Genomic DNA, 17,387 nt, shown 5'->3' with positions numbered 1-17,387 from the left:
ATATTGTAGCAATTTCAATGAATTAAATCATAAAATTATTGATATAATAAATTTAGGGTGATTATATGTATAATATTTTAGTTTGTGATGACGAAAAGGACATAGTTCTTGCGATAGAATTTTATTTAGAAGAAAGTGGATATAAGGTTTACAAAGCTTACAATGGAAAAGAGGCTTTAGATTTAATTTTAAAAGATAATATTTTTGATTTAGTTCTTGCAGACGTTATGATGCCTGTAATGGACGGTATTGAACTCACAAGGAGAATCAGAGAAATATCCTCTGTACCAATTTTGATACTGTCAGCTAAAGGAGAACTGGAAGATAAGGTTGATGGCTTGGAAAGTGGTGCTGATGACTACATAACCAAGCCTTTTGACTCTGTTGAGCTACTCGCAAGAGTTAAGTCTGCTCTTAGAAGAGTGGAACTTCAAAACAATTTTAAAAATAATTCAGGACATGAAATACATAGTGCTGGAAGAATAAGGTTAGATAACACAAAAAAAGAAGTTCAAATTGATGGAGATACAATTTCAATAACCCCTTACGAATATGGGATATTATATCTTCTAATCTCTAATAAAGGAAGAGTATTCTCTTCAGAAGAAATTTATGAAAATGTATGGAATGCACCACCATATGATGTAAAGAAGATAGTTTCAGTTCACATATCAAGGCTCAGAGATAAGATAGAAATTGATTCTAAAAAGCCAGATCATTTGAAATCCGTATATGGAATGGGATATAAAATTGAATAGTATGGAAAAAAAGGACAATATTTTTAAAAGGGCATTAGTATACTATAAAAATTTATTTATGAGTATCGACGGATATTTAGAAGAACAAGTGGTTATAATAGGTATTCATCTTGCTTTCCAGTACGTTATATATAGTTTAATTGTTCTTGTTTTTGGGATTTATGGAAATTGGGTAGAACTTTTATTTATAGCCTATTCATTTGTACTTGTTATGATAAAAGTTGTTCAGGCTGTAAAAAAACATGGTATCCATGCTTTTTTATTTGCAGACTTAGTATATGGTTTTAAAATAAAGTATATAAATGTTTACTTTGAAGCCTTTATTTTAGTGGGGCTTTTAGCTATATTATTTTTCTACTTAATGAAGGACAACGAAGACCCAATAGGACTTGTGCTTATGGGGATGTTAGTATATAAAATTGCAATATCAATTTTAAAAAACTATTTAGGCAAGGTGCTTTTGAATAGAAAGATAGAATCTTTATATAATGGAGAATATGAAGATATATTTATAAATGACACCACATTCAACAATTCGATTTTCTTAATGGATAATTTATATTCAGCAATGAAAAACTCAATAGATGCAGAGTATAGAAGTGAAAAGCTAAAAACTGAGCTCATTACAGGAGTAAGCCACGACATCAAGACACCTCTTACATCGATTATAAATTATGTAGACCTTGTAAAGAGGGCAAAGACAGAGGAAAAAAGAGAGGAGTATCTTGAGATTTTGAGCTATAACGCCAAGAGACTAAAATCGATGATTGTGGATTTAATTGAAGCTTCGAAAACTGGTTCTGGTTCAGTAGATCTTAATATGCAGGTTATAGAATTAAATGAGCTAATACTTCAAACCTATGGACAATTTGATAAGGATTTTGAAAAAAATGGTTTAAAGCTCGAATACAATTCCTTTAAAGACAATATTTTTATAAAACTTGATGCAGACAGACTTAATAGGGTATTTGAAAATATTTTTTCAAATATTATCAAGTATTCAGAAGAGAACAGTATAGTCAATGTGGATATAACAAATAATAAAAATAAACTCAAAATTGCAGTTAAGAATAAATCTAAGATTAAGTATGATAAAGATATAAAAAATCTTCAAGATAGATTTATAAGGTCAACTAATACAGAGAGTATTGAAGGCTCTGGTCTTGGATTATATATAGCTAAGGCATCTGTAGAACTTTTAAATGGAGAATTTCAAATTAGATTAGATAGAGATTACTTTATTGTAGAAATATTTTTTGCTATTAGAGTTAAAAAGTAGTAAATGGGTATATAGCAAAATAGAGGATTATTGATGATTCTAAAGAAATTTAAGAATTATTTATATTGATAACCTTTTAAGTTGTAAAAAACTTGATTTTAAACTATAATCATAACGAGGGTAGTTTCTAAACTTGTTAATATGCTATTCTTAAGGAGGAATTAAATGAGCGCAAAAAAGACACCTTTATATGAAAGACATATTGAATTAGGTGGCAATGTTGTTGACTATGCAGGTTGGATGTTACCTGTAGACTATGTAGGTCTAAAGGAAGAACACAAAGCTGTAAGAGAAAATGTTGGTATTTTTGACGTATCTCATATGGGAGAATTTGAAGTTAAGGGAAAAGATGCTCTTAAGTTCTTAAATTACGTTTTCACTAACGATTTTTCAAAAGCAGATGATTTTCAAATTACCTATACACTTGTAGGAAATGAAAATGGTGGAATCATTGACGACCTATTAGTTTACAAGTACAATAATGAACACTTCTTAATTGTACCTAACGCAGCAAATACTAAAAAAGATTGGGATCATTTAAGCCCAATTGCTGAAAAGTATGATGTTGAAATTACAAATATCTCTGATGAAGTTGGAGAAATTGCAATTCAAGGTCCTAACTCTCAAAAAGTATTACAAAAAGTCGTTGACTATGATCTTGACAAAATTGAATATTATCACTTTGCTGATGATATTGATTTCAAAGGTCACAAAATTCTTGTATCCAGAACAGGATACACAGGAGAAGACGGATTCGAAATTTATACTACAAGAGAAGGAATCGTTGCTGTTTGGGATGCGATTTTAGAAGCTGGTAAGGAATTTGATATTCAACCATGTGGACTTGGATGTAGAGATACTCTAAGATTTGAAGCTTCAATGCCTCTATATGGAAATGAAATGGCAGATGACATTTCTCCATTAGAAGTAGGACTTAAATTTGCAGTTAAATTTGATAAAGATGACTTTATTGGAAAAGCTGCTATGCAAAAAGTATTGGAAGAAGGACCTAAGAGAAAATTAGTAGGTCTTGAAGTCTTGGGCAAGAGACCTCCAAGACAAGGATATGAAGTTGAAAAGGATGGTAAGAAGATTGGTTTTATAACCACAGGTTACCTATCACCTACTTTAAATAAGAGAATCGCAAATGCTTTAATTGACATTGAAGAAGCAGAAATGGGCAATGAATTAGAAGTTGTTGTAAGAAACAAAAAAGACCCAGCTAAGGTAATTAGTAGAAGATATTTAAAGAAAAAATAAATTAAATTATAAAAGTTTTTTTAAGCTTTTAAAATTATAAAAATCAAAATTATAGGAGGATTAAAATGGACGCAGAAATTAGAGTAGAAAAAGGATTATTATACACAAAGGATCATGAATGGGTAAGAGTTGACGGAGATGTTGCAGAAATCGGTATCTGTGATTATGCACAAAACCACTTAGGAGACATCGTATATGTTGACCTACCAGACGAAGAAGACGAATTTGACGCTGAAGAAGAAATTGCATCAGTAGAATCAGTTAAGGCTGCTTCTGAAGTTATGGCTCCAGTAGCAGGAACAGTTGTTGAAGTTAACGAAGACTTAGACGACGATCCAGCACTTCTAAACAAAGCACCATATGAAAACTGGATTTGCAAGATTAAAATAGCTGACAAGGCAGAATTAGACAACTTAATGTCTGACGCAGAATACGAAGACTTTATTAAGGAGGCATAATATATGTCCAAATATCCATATATCCCTAACACCGACAACGATGTTAGGGAAATGTTGGATGTCATAGGTGTTGAATCACTGGAAGATCTTTTTTCAGATATTCCAAGTGAATTGAGAGTAAAGGGCGAATTGGATTTGCCTAAAGCTAAATCTGAAGGGGAAGTGTTTTCATATTTAGGTCGTTTAGCTAAGAAGAATAAAACAGTTAACGACTTAACATGTTTCCTTGGAGGAGGAGCTTACGATCATTATATTCCTACAGCAGTTCACCATATTACAGGAAGATCTGAGTTCTATACAGCTTACACTCCTTACCAACCTGAAATAAGTCAAGGAACTCTTCAATATATATTTGAATTCCAAACATTAATGACAAGATTAACAGGTATGGAATATGCAAATGCATCACTTTATGACTCACAAACAGCAGTTGCAGAAGCTGCTATAATGACCGTATCAATGTCTAAAAAGAACAAGATTGCTATCTCTGAAACAGTAGATCCACAAGCAATTAAAGTTCTTAAGACATATGCACATGCAAGAGGATATGAAGTAGTTATTATTCCTTGTAAAGATATGGTTACAGATTTAGATAAAGCTAAAGAACTTGTTGACGATACAGTAGGTACTGTTATAATTCAAAGTCCAAACTTCTATGGATATTTTGAAGACATGCCTTCATTCGTTGAGCTTGCTCACGAAAAGAAAAAAAGATATATCGTTCAATCAACCTCTGCTCATGCACTTACAAACATGAAAAAACCAGGGGAAATGGACGTAGATGTAGTTGTAGGTGAAGGACAAGGATTAGGTATTCCTCTAAGTTTTGGAGGACCTTATTTAGGACTTTTAGCTTTCAAAAAAGATTTTATTAGAAAGATTCCAGGAAGAATTGTAGGAGAAACTACAGATCTTGATGGAAAAAGATCTTATGTGCTAACACTTTCAGCAAGAGAACAACACATTAAGAGAGAAAGAGCTACTTCAAATATCTGTTCTAACCAAGGACTTAATGTACTTGCAGCAACAGTATATATGTCAATCTTAGGAAAGAAGGGCATGAAGGAAGTTTCTGCTCAATGTATTGCTAAGTCTCACTATTTATTCGATGAACTTAAAAAGTTGGATAAAGTAAAAGTTTTAGCTGACAAACCTTTCTTCCAAGAATTTACTATTGGATTTGATGCTTCTGATGAAGAAGTATTAAAGAAATTAGAAGAAAATGGAATATTAGGTGGAATAAGACTTTCTAAGATAAATAAAGAATTAGGAAATGGTTTAATTATTGCCGTTACAGAAAAGAGAACTAAGGAAGAAATGGATAAGTTCGTTGAAGTTATGAAGGAGGTACTATAATGTTAATAGATTATGATAAATTAATATTTGACCTATCTTCAGAAGGTAAAACTGGATATATGATTCCAGAATCTGAATTCGACACTACAGACTTATCTTCATACATTCCTGAAGAATATCTTGCAGAAAAAGAATTAGACTTTCCTGAAGTTAGTGAAGTTGATGTAATTAGACATTACACAGCTCTTTCAACTAAAAACTATGGAATTGATACAGGATTCTATCCATTAGGATCATGTACAATGAAGTACAATCCTAAGATAAATGAAGATGTTATCGCTATGGACGGTTTCTCAAATATCCATCCATATCAACCTGAAGACACTGTTCAAGGTGCTTTAGAGCTTATGTACAATCTTGCAAATTCACTTATTGAAGTTGCAGGAATGGATTATATGACTCTACAACCTGCCGCAGGAGCTCATGGTGAAATCACCGGGGTTATGCTTATTAAAGCATATCATGAGTCAAGAGGAGACGATAAGAGAAATAAGATAATCATCCCTGATTCAGCACATGGTACAAACCCTGCAACAGCTGCGATGGCTGGATATAAAACTATAGAAATAAAATCTAAGCCAAATGGAATGGTTGATCTTGACTTATTAAAATCAGTAGTTGGCGAAGACACAGCAGGTCTTATGATTACTAATCCTAACACATTAGGTATCTATGATGAAAACATCAAAGCAATTACTGATATAGTTCATGAAGCAGGTGGACTTGTTTACTATGACGGCGCAAATATGAATGCTATCATGGGATACAGCCAACCTGGAAAAATGGGATTTGACATCTTACACTATAACGTACACAAGACATTCTCAACACCTCATGGTGGTGGAGGTCCAGGTGGCGGTCCAGTTGGAGTTAAGAGTTTCTTAAAAGAATTTTTACCAACTCCAATTATTTCTAAAAAGGAAGATGGAGAATTCTATCTAAATTATGACTTAGAAAAATCATATGGACAAATGAAAGGATTCTATGGACACTTTGGAATTTTAGTAAGAGCTTACACTTATATTCTTACTTTAGGTTCTGACGGACTTAAACATGCAAGTGCTATGGCAGTCTTAAATGCTAACTACTTAGCACAAAGACTAAAAGGTGCTTACAATTTACCAATCGATAGAGTCTACAAACACGAATTTGTTTTAGCTGGTATTAAGGATGATACTCATACAGTAACAACTTTAGATGTTGCAAAGAGAATTCTTGATAAAGGATTCCACGCACCTACAGTATACTTCCCATTAATTGTTCCAGAAGCTATAATGGTTGAACCAACAGAAACTGAATCTAAGCAAACTTTAGATGCATTTACTGATGCTTTATTAGAAATTGCAGAAGAATTAAAGGAAGATGTAGAAATTCTTAAAGATTCTCCTCACAACACACCTGTGAGAAGACCAGATGAAACAAAAGCTGCAAAAGATTTAATATTAAAATATGAAGGGGACTTAAATGCCTAAAATAGTAGTAATAGGCGCAGGACCAGGTGGATATGAAGCAGCCATTAGGGCTGCTCAGCTTGGTGCTGACGTTGTTTTAATAGAAAAAGGAAGAGCAGGGGGAACTTGCTTAAACATTGGTTGTATACCAACAAAGACACTTTGGAAGATTGCTGAACTATATGATCAAGTAAAAGAATCTTCAACTTTCGGTATAAACTTGGAAAATCCAAGTATTGATATGAAAGCTGTCAGAGAAAGAAAAGATTATGTTGCTGATAGAATGAACCAAGGTGTTAATTTCTTAGTTGAATCTTATCCAAATCTTGAATATATTCAAGGAACTGCTTCTTTCAAAGATGAAAAGACAGTTATAGTAAAAAAAGAAGATGGAGAAGTTGAAGTTACAGCTGATAGCTTTATCATAGCATCTGGATCTATAGCATTAGTTCCAGGTTTTGAAGGTTCAACTTTAGATGGAGTTTTAACATCTACTGAATTACTTGATTTAGACTACTTACCAAAGAGTCTTGTAGTAATAGGAACTGGAGTTATAGGAATGGAATTTGCTTCAATCTATAATTCATTTGGTACTGAAGTTACAGTATTAGGTTCTGAAGTTCTTGGTGCAAGTGATGGAGAAATAACTAAGAGAATTCAATCCTTATTCAAACAAAAGGGAATGAATATTAACAAAGGATATAGAGCAGAAAAAATTGAAAAGACAGAAAATGGTCTAAAAGTTTTTGCTAAAAATAAAAAAGGTAAAGAACTTGAAGTAGAAGGAGAACTTGTTCTTATGGCTATAGGAAGAATTCCTTATACTGAAGGTCTAAACCTTGAAGGTATCGGAGTAGAAACTGACAGAGGTGGAATAGTTACATCTGAAGGTTGTAAGACATCTGTTCCTAACATCTATGCAATAGGTGACTGTGTTGCAGGAAATACTCAATTAGCTCACGTAGCTTCAAATCAAGGACTTAACCTTGTTGAAACTATAATGGGTAATAAACCTCATATAAACGAAGAAGTTGTTCCAGCAGCTACATTTACATTACCTGAAATAGCTCAAGTTGGTAAAACTGAAGAGCAATTAAAAGAAGAAGGAATCGAATACGATAAGTCTAAGTTCTTATTCTCAGGAAATGGTAAAGCTGTATCAATGGGAGAAACTGATGGATTTGTTAAGATTTTAGCTACAAAAGATCATAAGAAAATTCTTGGAGTTCATGTATTTGGACCTCATGCTAATGACTTAGTTCACTATGGAGCAATAGCTATGTCAAATGATTTATCAGTAGCTGATCTAAATAAGACTATTTTTGCACACCCAACACTTGCTGAAACTTTCATGGAAGCTTCACATGCAATGTTAGGTGCATCAATTCACACTGCAAATACAAAATAATAATTACAACGATTAAGGAAGTCTATAGATAGGCTTCCTTTTACATATAAAAAAATAGTACAATGAGATGTATAAATTAAGAAAACTTTATTTTTGAGAGTGAGTTTGTGTTAAAATAGTATTATAGGTGAGTAAAAATGAAAAAAATTAGAGTTGAAGATGCAATAGGACATGTTATTCCCCACGACTTAACTAAAATTGTAAAGGGAGAATTCAAAGGTCCGGCATTTAAAAAAGGACATATAATAGAAGAGTCTGATATACCAGTACTTTTAAATATGGGTAAGGAGCATATTTATGTACTTGAAAAAGATGAAAATATGATACATGAAGTTGAAGCTGCACAAGTCCTTGGAAGTATTTGTAAGGGAGATAATATGATACTTACTGAAGTTTCAGAAGGAAAGATTGGAGTAAAGGCAGATATAAACGGATTCTTTCAAGTTGATAGAGATAGATTATTCAAACTTAATATTATAGATGATGTGGCTATAGCTACAAGACATGGGAATTTACCAGTAAAAAAGGGAGATAGCTTAGCAGGCGCGAGGGTTATTCCATTATTAGTTGATGAAGACGTTTTAAATGAAGCTAAAACAATCTGGAATAACGAACCGATTTTAAATTTAAAACCCTTTATAAAAAAGAAAGTTGGAATTATTACAACTGGGTCAGAGGTTTATCATGGTAGAATCAAAGATCAGTTTACACCTGTGATTAAAGAAAAGGTAGAAACTTTTGATTCTAAAGTTATATTTCATAAAACTTGTGATGATGATTTAAATCAAATAAAGGAAGCCATACTGGAAGCTATAGACTCAGGATGTAATTTTGTTTCATGCACTGGGGGTATGTCTGTTGATCCAGATGACTTAACTCCTGGAGCAATTAAAGAAACGGGGGCAAACATCATTTCCTATGGCAGTCCAATGCTACCCGGGTCGATGTTTTTATTATCCTATTTGAAAGATATTCCTATTTTGGGTCTTCCAGGTTGTGTTATGTTTATGAAGACGACAGTGTTTGATGTTATACTTCCATTTATACTTTCAGACACGGAAGTAACTAAAGAAATAATTGCAGAACTTGGCTACGGTGGATTTTGTTTAGGATGTGACAACTGTCATTATCCTAATTGCCAATATGGTAAGGGGATTTAATGAAAAAGCGAGACAAAATTATTATATTATTTGCCTTTGCATGGTTAATATCTTTGATTGTTTCTTTTAAGATGAATACAAATTTTTTCGAAAATTATGACTATAATATTCTAAGTTTTATTAGAAGCAATACACATCTTACAAGTTTTTATAAGTTTATAACATTTTTTGGAAACACCACTACCTACTTCTACATTTTTATTCCAGTGGGAATATGGATGATTTATAAAAAGAAAGGTAAGAAATTTATATATATATTAGCTTCTATATTAATTGCAACTTTGATTATGGTGGCTATAAAAAATACAGTAAGAAGAATTAGACCAATTGATTTTTTTGTTATAGAGCAGGGTGGTTATAGCTTCCCAAGTGGTCACTCTATAGTTTCTGCTGCAACATACTGGACAATTTACAGAATAAATGATTTAAGAAATAATCCCTACAAAGTTTTTTTAGTCATCTTTCCATTACTAATAGGTTTTAGCAGGCTTGCACTTGGGGTACATTGGCCGACAGATGTTATAACAGGATTATTATTAGGCTATTCCATATCTTCGGTTGTAGATTACAAATATAAGAAGGAATTATTATGATTAAAAATTTACCCACAACTATTACGGTACTACTTATTTTAACGGTACTTACAGTTGGTATAATTGGAAGAAGGTCAAATGGATTTAAATTTGATGTAAAGGTTAGAGATTTTTTGGTAGCTAAGACTTCAAAGAACATGAGAGAAGTTATGGAAACTATAACTAACTTGGCAAATGTAGATTCTATTTGGATTATGACACTGCCAATTTTGTTCTATTTGGCTTCAGAAAAGAAATACGAGGCGGCATCGGCTATTATTCTTTCAATAATCACTGCAGTTATAGCAAGTCAGGGTCTAAAGATTCTATTTAGGGTTCATAGACCTGAAACGGCAAAGGAATTTTATGATTTAGGTTATTCTTTTCCAAGTGGCCATTCCACCGTTGGTATGAGTTACTATCTTACTCTGGGATTTGTACTCTCCGATATGACGGGAGGTAGCCCCATCTTCGTAATTGGAATGGGATTTTTAGGGATAATGATAGGGATTTCAAGGCTTGTACTGGGAGTACACTGGTTTACAGATGTTGTTATAGGTTTACTACTTGGTGCCATTTGCTGTTATTGGGTAATATTTCTTTTCAGTACAGGATATTATATTAAATTATTATTTTAAAATTAGGAGGAAATTATGAGTTTTTTAGACAAATTAAGAAAAGATAAGATGCAAGCTTTAAAGGATAAAGATAAATTAAAGGTTAATGTTATAACCTTACTTATGTCATCAATTGCATTGGAAGAAAAAGAATCTAAAAAGGTACTAAGCGATGATGAAGCAATTAAATTTGTTCAAAGAGAACTTAAGCAACTTAAGGATACTTTGGCGCAAACTCCTGAAAACAGGAAAGATATTATTGATGAAACAAATGCAAGAATTGAAATTGTTGAGTCTTACTTACCAGAACAGGTTTCAGATGAAGAAATAGAAAAAGAAGTTAGGACTTTTATAGAAGAAGAGAGTTTAGAAATTTCTCCTAAGAGCAAAGGTCTAATTATTAAACATGTTTTAGGAAAATTTGGTTCTAAAACTGATGGTAAGACTGTAAATGGTGTAGTTGATAAAGTTTTAAAAGGTTAGAAAGTAAAGGTGCATTATGGGGCAAGGGGCAAGTAGATTATTAGAAGCTCTTTCATTTATAAGAATAAGAGATATTATTGACATAATAATTGTAGCTTTAGCGATATATAAAATATTTGTTCTAATAAAGCAAACAAGAGCAGAGCAATTGATGAAGGGCGTTTTAGCTATTTTTACATTTGCAATTATTAGTAAGCTTCTTAATCTATACACTGTAACATGGATTCTTGGTAAGGCAATGACTGCAGGTTTAATCCTTTTTATTGTAGTATTTCAGCCTGAGCTAAGGAGAATGCTTGAATATATTGGTACAAGTAACATCTTTAGAAAATCATTTATAGATTTGCAATATGAAACTATTAACCAAGTAGCATCAGAAGTGGTTTCTGCAATGGGTTCCTTATCAAGACAAAAGATAGGAGCGCTTATCGTATTTGAAAATAAAACTGGACTAAATGAAGTTATTGAAACTGGAACAAAGTTAAACTCAGATATATCAAGTGAGCTTTTAATAAATATTTTTATTCCTAATACTCCATTACATGATGGAGCTGTAATAGTAAGAAAAGATAAGATAATTGCAGCGTCTTGCTTTTTACCAATGTCTGATAGTCAAGCTATTTCTAAGGAACTTGGAACAAGACATAGAGCTGCTCTTGGAATGTCAGAAAGATCAGATTCTCTTTCCGTTGTAGTATCGGAAGAAACTGGAAGTATTTCTGTTGCAGAAAAAGGAGAGCTTAAAAGATATGTGGATGAAGAGACCTTAAAAGAAATTTTACTCAGGTTCTATAACTATGATGATGGAAAGAAAGGGGTTTTAAATGGAGAGGATTAAAGAAAACTGGCCATTCAAATTAATCTCTTTGATTTTCGCAATAGCACTTTGGTATTATGTTGTTTCAGAAACCAATCCAAACATAAAAAAAGATTACAAGTCTATTCCTGTAATGTATAAAAATGAGGATGTTTTAAAGAAAAAGAATTTGACAATTGTTGATCCTATAGATCCTGTTGTAAATATCACTCTTGAGGGTAAGAGAAATGTTATATCAAGAGTAAGCCGGGATGATATCTTAGTATATGCAGACATGAATGAAATTAATGAGAATGGCGAAGTGAGTTTGAACTTTTCTACACCTCAAGGTACTTCTATAATTGAAAAATCAGATTATAAAATAGCTTTAAAATTAGATGAAATAATGACACTTGTAAAAAAGATAGAAGTGAAGAGAATAGGAGAATTGCCATCTGATAATACTACAGTTACAGATATTGAAGTTGTTCCTGGTGAGGTTAAGATAACCGATCAAAAAGAGCTTATAGATAAGATTTCTAAAGTTATTGTTCCTGTTGATTTATCAGTTATAACACAAGATACTTCTATTTCTAAAAAAGTTCAAGTTTTTGATTCAAATGATACAGAAATAAAAGATTTGAATATAGAAAATACAGATGTAACTGTAAATGTTTTTGTGTCTTCTACAAAACAAGTACCGATTAAAATTGCTTATAAAAATCAACCATTTGATTTTAATTCAGGAGATTTAAAACTTGGTAAAAGCAAGATTACAATAATAGGTCAGAAGGAAAAGTTAGATAAGATAAAAGAGATTAATACAGAAGTTGTAGATCTTTCGGAATTTGTAAATAATACAACTAAAAATGTTAAGTTAGAATTTCCTGAAGGTATATCACCTCTTTCAGGGGAAGATAGATTTATAGACGTAACTTATTCATCAAATGTTGGGGAAGGAAAACCAAGTAAATTATTTAATGTAAGTACTGAAAATATAGAAGTTATTAATAAAGAAAAAGGAAAAGCATTAATACTTCCTCCAGAGTTATCAGAGATATCCGTAAGGGTGTTTGGAGATGAAAAAGTTATTGAAACGATAAAACTAAAGGATTTCAAATTAAAAATAGACTTAAAAGATTTAACAGATGGGGAACATTCAGTTCCTATAATTATTGAATTGAACAAAGAAGGGATAACTAATACTTTAGTATATCCAACATCAATTAAAATTAAAATAGTTAATGAATAATGGAGGGAAAATGGGTAGATATTTTGGAACCGATGGAATAAGAGGGGTTGCTAACAGTGAACTTACTCCAGAGTTAGCATATAAACTTGCAAGAGCTTCAGCATATAGATTGGAAGAAGATGATAACAAGTTAATATTAATTGGGAAGGATACCAGAATTTCAGGAGATATGCTTGAAGCTGCATTAGTAGCAGGTTATACTTCTATGGGATTTAATGTAAAACTTTTAGGGGTAATACCTACTCCAGCGGTTGCCCATTTAGTTTTAGAGTATAAAGCAGAAGCTGGTATTGTAATTTCCGCTTCCCATAATTCTTTTGAATTTAATGGGATAAAATATTTTGGAAGTGATGGATATAAATTACCTGACAAAGTTGAAAATGATATTGAAGATTTAATAGATAATTATAAGAAAATTGAAGAAAGACCAGTTGGAAAAGATTTAGGGAAGGTAATCCATAGCAATGACGGATTTGAAAAATATAAAGAATATTTGAAAAAATGTGTTGCAAGTGACTTTGCTGGATACAAGATTGTTCTTGACTGTGGAAATGGTGCAACATACAAAATAGCTTCTGAAATATATAAAGAGCTTGGTGCAGAAGTTATAGCAATAAATACCGAGCCGAATGGTATAAACATCAATGACAAATGTGGTTCAACTCATCCAGAAGACTTGCAAAAGTTAGTTGTAGAAAATAATTGTGATATTGGATTTGCATATGATGGAGATGGAGATAGACTAATAACTGTTGATGAAAAAGGAAATCTTTTAGATGGTGATCACTTTTTAGCTATCTTATCAATGTATTTAAAAGAAAAAGGCAAGTTGGAAAATAATGGAGTTGTAGGAACAGTTATGACTAACATTGGACTTGGAGAATTTTGCAATTCTAAAGATATCAACTTAATAAAAGCTTCTGTAGGAGATAGATATGTCCTTGAAACTATGTTACAAGAAGGTTACTCTATTGGAGGAGAACAATCAGGTCATATAATTTTTAAAGAGCATGCAACTACAGGAGATGGAGTATTATCTTCGTTACTTTTAATGAAGGTAGTAAAAGAGGTGTCAGTAAAAGTGTCTCAATTAAATAGCCTAATGACAACCTATCCACAAGTTTTAGTTAATGCAAAAGTTAAAAATGAATTTAAAAGAGCTTATGAGACAGATAAAGACATTCAACAGGAAATAAAGAGAGTTGAAGAAATTTTTGAAGGTCAGGGAAGAGTTCTTATAAGACCATCAGGAACTGAGCCCTTAGTTAGAGTTATGATAGAGGGAAAGGAATTAGAGGTTTTAGAAAGAGAGGCAAATAAGCTTGCTTCACTAATAGAATCAAAGTTCTTATAGGAGATTTTATGGCAAAGAGATTGATATTAGCCGATTCGGCGTGTGACCTTAATGATAAGATAAAAAAAAGACTTAATATTGATTTAGTTCCTTTTCATATAGATATAGATGGTGAGAGTATTTTAGATACCTCAGATGTTAATAGAGATAAATTTTTAAAAAAAATGGAAAAGACAACATCTCCTATAGGTTCTGCAGCTCCGTCACCAAATCAGTTCTTAGAAAAATTCAAAGACTATGAAGAAATTTTTATAATAACTATTTCAAAGAAACTTAGTGCAACTTATAACAATGCGGTTTTGGCAAAAGCAATGTTTTCTGAAAATTCAAATGCAAAAGTACATGTTTTTGATTCAAAGTCAGCAGGTTCTGGAGAAACGGTCGTTGCACTAAAAATTCAAGAACTTATAGAGAAAGAATTATTTTTTGAAGACATTGTAGAAAATGTTGAAAAATTTATTTCAGGAATGAAGACCTATTTTATCTTAGATAATTTTGATAATTTGATTAAAAATGGAAGAATATCTATGATTAAAGGTAAAATTGCAAAACTCTTATCCTTTAAGCCAGTTATGTGTGGAGTTGATGGAGAGATAGAAGTATATGCAAAGACAAGAGGATATGTTAATGCTTTGAAGAAACTATATGAGGCAATATCTACGGAGTCAAATTTGAGCGAAAGAAATTTTGTTATTTCACATTGCAAATCTTTGGATATGACAAATAAGATAAAAAATCATATTGATGAGAATTTCAAAAACAAAAGCATCAATATTGTAGAAACAGGACTTTTAACTTCAGTATATGCAAACTTAGGTGGAGTTATAATATGCTTTTAGAAAAAAAAGACATAGCGATTATTTGTGCTATGGAGTCTGAGATAAAATTCTTTTTAGATAAAGTAGAATTAGAAGAAGTTTCATATATATGTAAGAGAAAGATATATGAAGGAAAGTTTAAAGACAAGAATATTGTATTTACTGACTGTGGAGTTGGAAAAGTAAATGCAGCTATTTTAACTCAAGGGATAATAGATAGATATAGTCCTGATATTGTTATCAATTCTGGAATTGCAGGAGCACTTGATGATAAGTTAAAGCATCTTGATTTAGTAATAGGAAATGAACTTACCTATCATGACTATGAAAGAAGACTTTTAAAAAAATATTCTCCATTTGTGAATTCCTTTAAAGTAGATAAAAAATTACTTTTAAAATTTGAAGAACTTTTAAAAGATGGTTCATACTACGAAGGGCTTATAATAACTGGAGATAAGTTTGTGGTAGATGATAATATAAAAAAAGAATTGAAAAATAATTTTGATGCTCTATGTGTTGAGATGGAAGGAGCAAGCATTGCCCATGTGTGCTATTTAAATGATACTAAATTTTTAGTTATAAGATCCATTTCCGATTTAGCCAACAGCTCAGGCGATGATGATTACGACAAGTTTGAATTCATTGCAGGTAAAAGAGCTGCAGAGCTGACTTTAAAATTTATAGAAGAGATATAAAATAACCTCTAATGATTCTCCTCCCTAAGAGAGAAGAATTGTTAGAGGTTAAAATTTTTTGTATTTTAAAATTATCTTATACCAAAAATCTATCAGAGGACCTGTGAAGAAGGCTGATATAATTGTACCAACACCAATGGGCCCTTTAAAAATAAATGCAATGAGAGTAAAAGAGGAGTCTTGTATTATCCTTAGAAATCTATATTTAAGGCTGGTCTTGTCTTCAATTAATAATGTTAAGCCATCATAGGGAGCAACTCCTAAGCCTGAAATGATATAGATGCTAATTCCAAGCGAAAATATTGAAGAACCTAAAATTAAAGTCACTATTTTAAAAATTAAATTTGATTGGTATATTGTTAATCCATAGAAAAGATGAGTAAAGAACTCAACACTATAACCTATCATGGTCATGCTTATTAAAGTACCAAGTCCCAAGAACTGTCTTCCAAAAACAAGTAGCAAAACAAGCATAATAATATTCATAAGCAACTGAAAATTCCCAAGGGTAATTTTAAAAGCTCCACCTACTGCAATATTAAAAGCGGTAAAAGGATCAACGCCAACATTACCTATATTTAATATGGCAACACCAAAACTGAGTATCAAAACACCAACAATAGAAAATAGGGTATTTAAAAGAAATTTTTTGTATTTCATTTTAGATACCTACTCAATAGATTTTTCAATGGATTTATTAGTCAATATATCCATTGCATCTATATAGTGAAGGTTTGGATTTGAAAATTTTAAACAGCTAAGTTCTGTGCATGCGAGAATAGGCATAATGTCATTCATATTCAATTTTTCTACAAAATTTTCAAATTCATCTGATTGAGTTAAAGCCTCTTCCTTAACTTTATAAATTGTTTCCATTGATAAACTCTTTTCTTTTTCATCAAGCATATATGATTCAAGTTTATACTTACTGATATATCTTTCATAGACTTTAGAATTTAAAGTTCCATAAGTTCCAAGAACTGCAATCTTTTTAAAATCAGTTTCATTTGCAATATACAGAACAGTCTCTTCCACCATATTAATAATATTGATATTTGTCATCTTTTTAAATTCATCAATAAAAAAATGGCTTGTATTACAAGGAATAGCAATATTGTCTACATTCAAGTAATTCATTATTTCAAAATCTTTTTTTATTGAGTCCAAAAATACATCATATTTTTTTTCCTGAATAATTTTCGTTCTATCAGGAAGAGAAGCATGATTTAGTATAACCATATCTATATGATCCTGATCTCTATGAGCATCAGTATTTTCAACTATTCTTTCATAAAATCTAACAGTGGCAAGGGGACCCATACCACCAATAATACCTAATTTTTTTATTTTCAACACCAACTTTCTTACAGTTTATTATATATAATCTTTTAAGCCTTGGCAATTTTAAAAAATACAGTATAATATATGTAGCGCAAAAAATCGAAAAACTTATTATGATACTAAGAGTTTTTAAATATTTTAAAAAATTTAGAAAAAAGCTTGCAAATTTTTTTTGTTGGTGCTATAATGAAATAGTCGTCAATAAGGAGCGACAGTTTCGGGGTGTAGCGCAGTCCGGTAGCGCACGTGGTTTGGGACCATGGGGCCGGGGGTTCAAATCCTCTCACCCCGACCATAAAGAACGTCTGATATGTCAGGCGTTTTTTTTA

General features: G+C 31.7%; 18 protein-coding genes and 1 tRNA gene. 17 read left to right on the top strand and 2 right to left on the bottom strand.

Going from position 1 to position 17,387, the window contains the following annotated elements; genetic code table 11:
* Positions 1–65 precede the first annotated feature (65 nt).
* The 16 genes from BN2746_RS08585 (at position 66) to BN2746_RS08510 (ending at position 15,717) form a co-directional block, all read left to right on the top strand.
* Positions 66–758: a response regulator transcription factor gene (locus tag BN2746_RS08585; RefSeq protein WP_055079371.1), complete on the top strand. Its 693-nt coding sequence runs from the start codon at positions 66–68 to the stop codon at positions 756–758.
* A gap of 1 nt (position 759) precedes the next feature.
* Positions 760–2,037 carry a sensor histidine kinase gene (locus BN2746_RS08580; RefSeq protein ID WP_077064974.1) on the top strand — a complete coding sequence of 426 codons (1,278 nt, stop codon included), beginning with the start codon at positions 760–762 and terminating at the stop codon, positions 2,035–2,037.
* A 165-nt stretch (positions 2,038–2,202) separates the two neighbouring features.
* A complete protein-coding gene (gcvT, locus tag BN2746_RS08575; protein ID WP_055079369.1) occupies positions 2,203–3,297 on the top strand; it encodes a glycine cleavage system aminomethyltransferase GcvT in 1,095 nt (364 codons plus the stop codon).
* Between the two features lie 65 nt (positions 3,298–3,362).
* A complete protein-coding gene (gene gcvH / locus BN2746_RS08570) occupies positions 3,363–3,755 on the top strand; it encodes a glycine cleavage system protein GcvH (RefSeq protein WP_055079368.1) in 393 nt (130 codons plus the stop codon).
* Between the two features lie 3 nt (positions 3,756–3,758).
* Positions 3,759–5,111, top strand: coding sequence for an aminomethyl-transferring glycine dehydrogenase subunit GcvPA (gene gcvPA / locus BN2746_RS08565; RefSeq protein WP_055079367.1), 1,353 nt, complete (start codon positions 3,759–3,761; stop codon positions 5,109–5,111).
* On the top strand, positions 5,111–6,583 hold the full coding sequence (gcvPB, locus tag BN2746_RS08560; RefSeq protein WP_055079366.1) for an aminomethyl-transferring glycine dehydrogenase subunit GcvPB: 1,473 nt from the start codon (positions 5,111–5,113) through the stop codon (positions 6,581–6,583). Before gcvPA ends, gcvPB begins: the two co-directional genes overlap by 1 nt.
* On the top strand, positions 6,576–7,970 hold the full coding sequence (gene lpdA / locus BN2746_RS08555; RefSeq protein ID WP_055079365.1) for a dihydrolipoyl dehydrogenase: 1,395 nt from the start codon (positions 6,576–6,578) through the stop codon (positions 7,968–7,970). The genes gcvPB and lpdA overlap by 8 nt, the downstream gene beginning before the upstream one ends.
* 137 nt (positions 7,971–8,107) lie before the next feature.
* Positions 8,108–9,130, top strand: a complete 1,023-nt coding sequence (locus BN2746_RS08550; RefSeq protein WP_055079364.1) for a molybdopterin-binding protein — start codon at positions 8,108–8,110, stop codon at positions 9,128–9,130.
* Positions 9,130–9,723 carry a phosphatase PAP2 family protein gene (locus BN2746_RS08545; protein ID WP_055079363.1) on the top strand — a complete coding sequence of 198 codons (594 nt, stop codon included), beginning with the start codon at positions 9,130–9,132 and terminating at the stop codon, positions 9,721–9,723. Before BN2746_RS08550 ends, BN2746_RS08545 begins: the two co-directional genes overlap by 1 nt.
* Positions 9,720–10,340, top strand: a complete 621-nt coding sequence (locus tag BN2746_RS08540) for a phosphatase PAP2 family protein (RefSeq protein ID WP_055079362.1) — start codon at positions 9,720–9,722, stop codon at positions 10,338–10,340. Before BN2746_RS08545 ends, BN2746_RS08540 begins: the two co-directional genes overlap by 4 nt.
* Positions 10,341–10,355: 15 nt before the next feature.
* Positions 10,356–10,802 (top strand): GatB/YqeY domain-containing protein, encoded by a 447-nt coding sequence (locus BN2746_RS08535; protein ID WP_055079361.1) that lies wholly within the window; start codon positions 10,356–10,358, stop codon positions 10,800–10,802.
* Between the two features lie 16 nt (positions 10,803–10,818).
* Complete coding sequence (gene cdaA, locus BN2746_RS08530; protein ID WP_055079360.1) at positions 10,819–11,640, top strand: diadenylate cyclase CdaA; 822 nt, start codon at positions 10,819–10,821, stop codon at positions 11,638–11,640.
* The gene (locus BN2746_RS08525; RefSeq protein ID WP_055079359.1) at positions 11,627–12,850 is read left to right on the top strand and encodes a CdaR family protein; all 1,224 of its coding nucleotides are present in this window, start codon (positions 11,627–11,629) and stop codon (positions 12,848–12,850) included. Before cdaA ends, BN2746_RS08525 begins: the two co-directional genes overlap by 14 nt.
* A 10-nt stretch (positions 12,851–12,860) precedes the next feature.
* On the top strand, positions 12,861–14,204 hold the full coding sequence (gene glmM / locus BN2746_RS08520) for a phosphoglucosamine mutase (RefSeq protein WP_055079358.1): 1,344 nt from the start codon (positions 12,861–12,863) through the stop codon (positions 14,202–14,204).
* Between the two features lie 8 nt (positions 14,205–14,212).
* The gene (locus tag BN2746_RS08515; protein ID WP_055079357.1) at positions 14,213–15,043 is read left to right on the top strand and encodes a DegV family protein; all 831 of its coding nucleotides are present in this window, start codon (positions 14,213–14,215) and stop codon (positions 15,041–15,043) included.
* Positions 15,034–15,717, top strand: a complete 684-nt coding sequence (locus BN2746_RS08510) for a 5'-methylthioadenosine/adenosylhomocysteine nucleosidase (protein ID WP_055079356.1) — start codon at positions 15,034–15,036, stop codon at positions 15,715–15,717. The genes BN2746_RS08515 and BN2746_RS08510 overlap by 10 nt, the downstream gene beginning before the upstream one ends.
* 48 nt (positions 15,718–15,765) lie before the next feature.
* On the opposite strand, the gene BN2746_RS08505 is transcribed toward BN2746_RS08510, so the two are convergent.
* Together BN2746_RS08505 and BN2746_RS08500 are read right to left on the bottom strand one after the other, a co-directional pair.
* Positions 15,766–16,377, bottom strand: a complete 612-nt coding sequence (locus BN2746_RS08505) for a YczE/YyaS/YitT family protein (protein WP_055079355.1) — start codon at positions 16,375–16,377, stop codon at positions 15,766–15,768.
* 9 nt (positions 16,378–16,386) lie between these two features.
* Positions 16,387–17,070: an aspartate/glutamate racemase family protein gene (locus BN2746_RS08500; protein WP_077064948.1), complete on the bottom strand. Its 684-nt coding sequence runs from the start codon at positions 17,068–17,070 to the stop codon at positions 16,387–16,389.
* Between the two features lie 206 nt (positions 17,071–17,276).
* Between BN2746_RS08500 and BN2746_RS08495 the strand changes: the two genes are divergently transcribed.
* A tRNA-Pro gene (locus BN2746_RS08495) sits at positions 17,277–17,353 on the top strand.
* The last annotated feature ends 34 nt before the right edge of the window (positions 17,354–17,387 follow it).

This window comes from Lagierella massiliensis (assembly GCF_001407835.1).
GTDB classification, from domain to species: Bacteria; Bacillota; Clostridia; order Tissierellales; family Peptoniphilaceae; genus Mediannikoviicoccus; species Mediannikoviicoccus massiliensis.
The sequence above is the reverse complement of the archived record's forward strand: the minus strand, read 5'-3'. Positions and strand labels throughout refer to the sequence as shown.

Excerpts from the sequence above, each read along its gene's own strand:
- BN2746_RS08525 (WP_055079359.1), top strand. The coding sequence starts at position 11,627 with ATGGAGAGGATTAAAGAAAACTGGCCATTCAAATTAATCTCTTTGATT.
- BN2746_RS08580 (WP_077064974.1), top strand. The coding sequence starts at position 760 with ATGGAAAAAAAGGACAATATTTTTAAAAGGGCATTAGTATACTATAAA.
- BN2746_RS08545 (WP_055079363.1), top strand. The coding sequence starts at position 9,130 with ATGAAAAAGCGAGACAAAATTATTATATTATTTGCCTTTGCATGGTTA.
- gcvH (WP_055079368.1), top strand. The coding sequence starts at position 3,363 with ATGGACGCAGAAATTAGAGTAGAAAAAGGATTATTATACACAAAGGAT.
- BN2746_RS08535 (WP_055079361.1), top strand. The coding sequence starts at position 10,356 with ATGAGTTTTTTAGACAAATTAAGAAAAGATAAGATGCAAGCTTTAAAG.
- BN2746_RS08505 (WP_055079355.1), bottom strand. The coding sequence starts at position 16,377 with ATGAAATACAAAAAATTTCTTTTAAATACCCTATTTTCTATTGTTGGT.
- gcvPA (WP_055079367.1), top strand. The coding sequence starts at position 3,759 with ATGTCCAAATATCCATATATCCCTAACACCGACAACGATGTTAGGGAA.
- BN2746_RS08550 (WP_055079364.1), top strand. The coding sequence starts at position 8,108 with ATGAAAAAAATTAGAGTTGAAGATGCAATAGGACATGTTATTCCCCAC.
- BN2746_RS08510 (WP_055079356.1), top strand. The coding sequence starts at position 15,034 with ATGCTTTTAGAAAAAAAAGACATAGCGATTATTTGTGCTATGGAGTCT.
- gcvT (WP_055079369.1), top strand. The coding sequence starts at position 2,203 with ATGAGCGCAAAAAAGACACCTTTATATGAAAGACATATTGAATTAGGT.
- lpdA (WP_055079365.1), top strand. The coding sequence starts at position 6,576 with ATGCCTAAAATAGTAGTAATAGGCGCAGGACCAGGTGGATATGAAGCA.
- BN2746_RS08585 (WP_055079371.1), top strand. The coding sequence starts at position 66 with ATGTATAATATTTTAGTTTGTGATGACGAAAAGGACATAGTTCTTGCG.
- cdaA (WP_055079360.1), top strand. The coding sequence starts at position 10,819 with ATGGGGCAAGGGGCAAGTAGATTATTAGAAGCTCTTTCATTTATAAGA.
- gcvPB (WP_055079366.1), top strand. The coding sequence starts at position 5,111 with ATGTTAATAGATTATGATAAATTAATATTTGACCTATCTTCAGAAGGT.
- BN2746_RS08515 (WP_055079357.1), top strand. The coding sequence starts at position 14,213 with ATGGCAAAGAGATTGATATTAGCCGATTCGGCGTGTGACCTTAATGAT.
- BN2746_RS08540 (WP_055079362.1), top strand. The coding sequence starts at position 9,720 with ATGATTAAAAATTTACCCACAACTATTACGGTACTACTTATTTTAACG.
- glmM (WP_055079358.1), top strand. The coding sequence starts at position 12,861 with ATGGGTAGATATTTTGGAACCGATGGAATAAGAGGGGTTGCTAACAGT.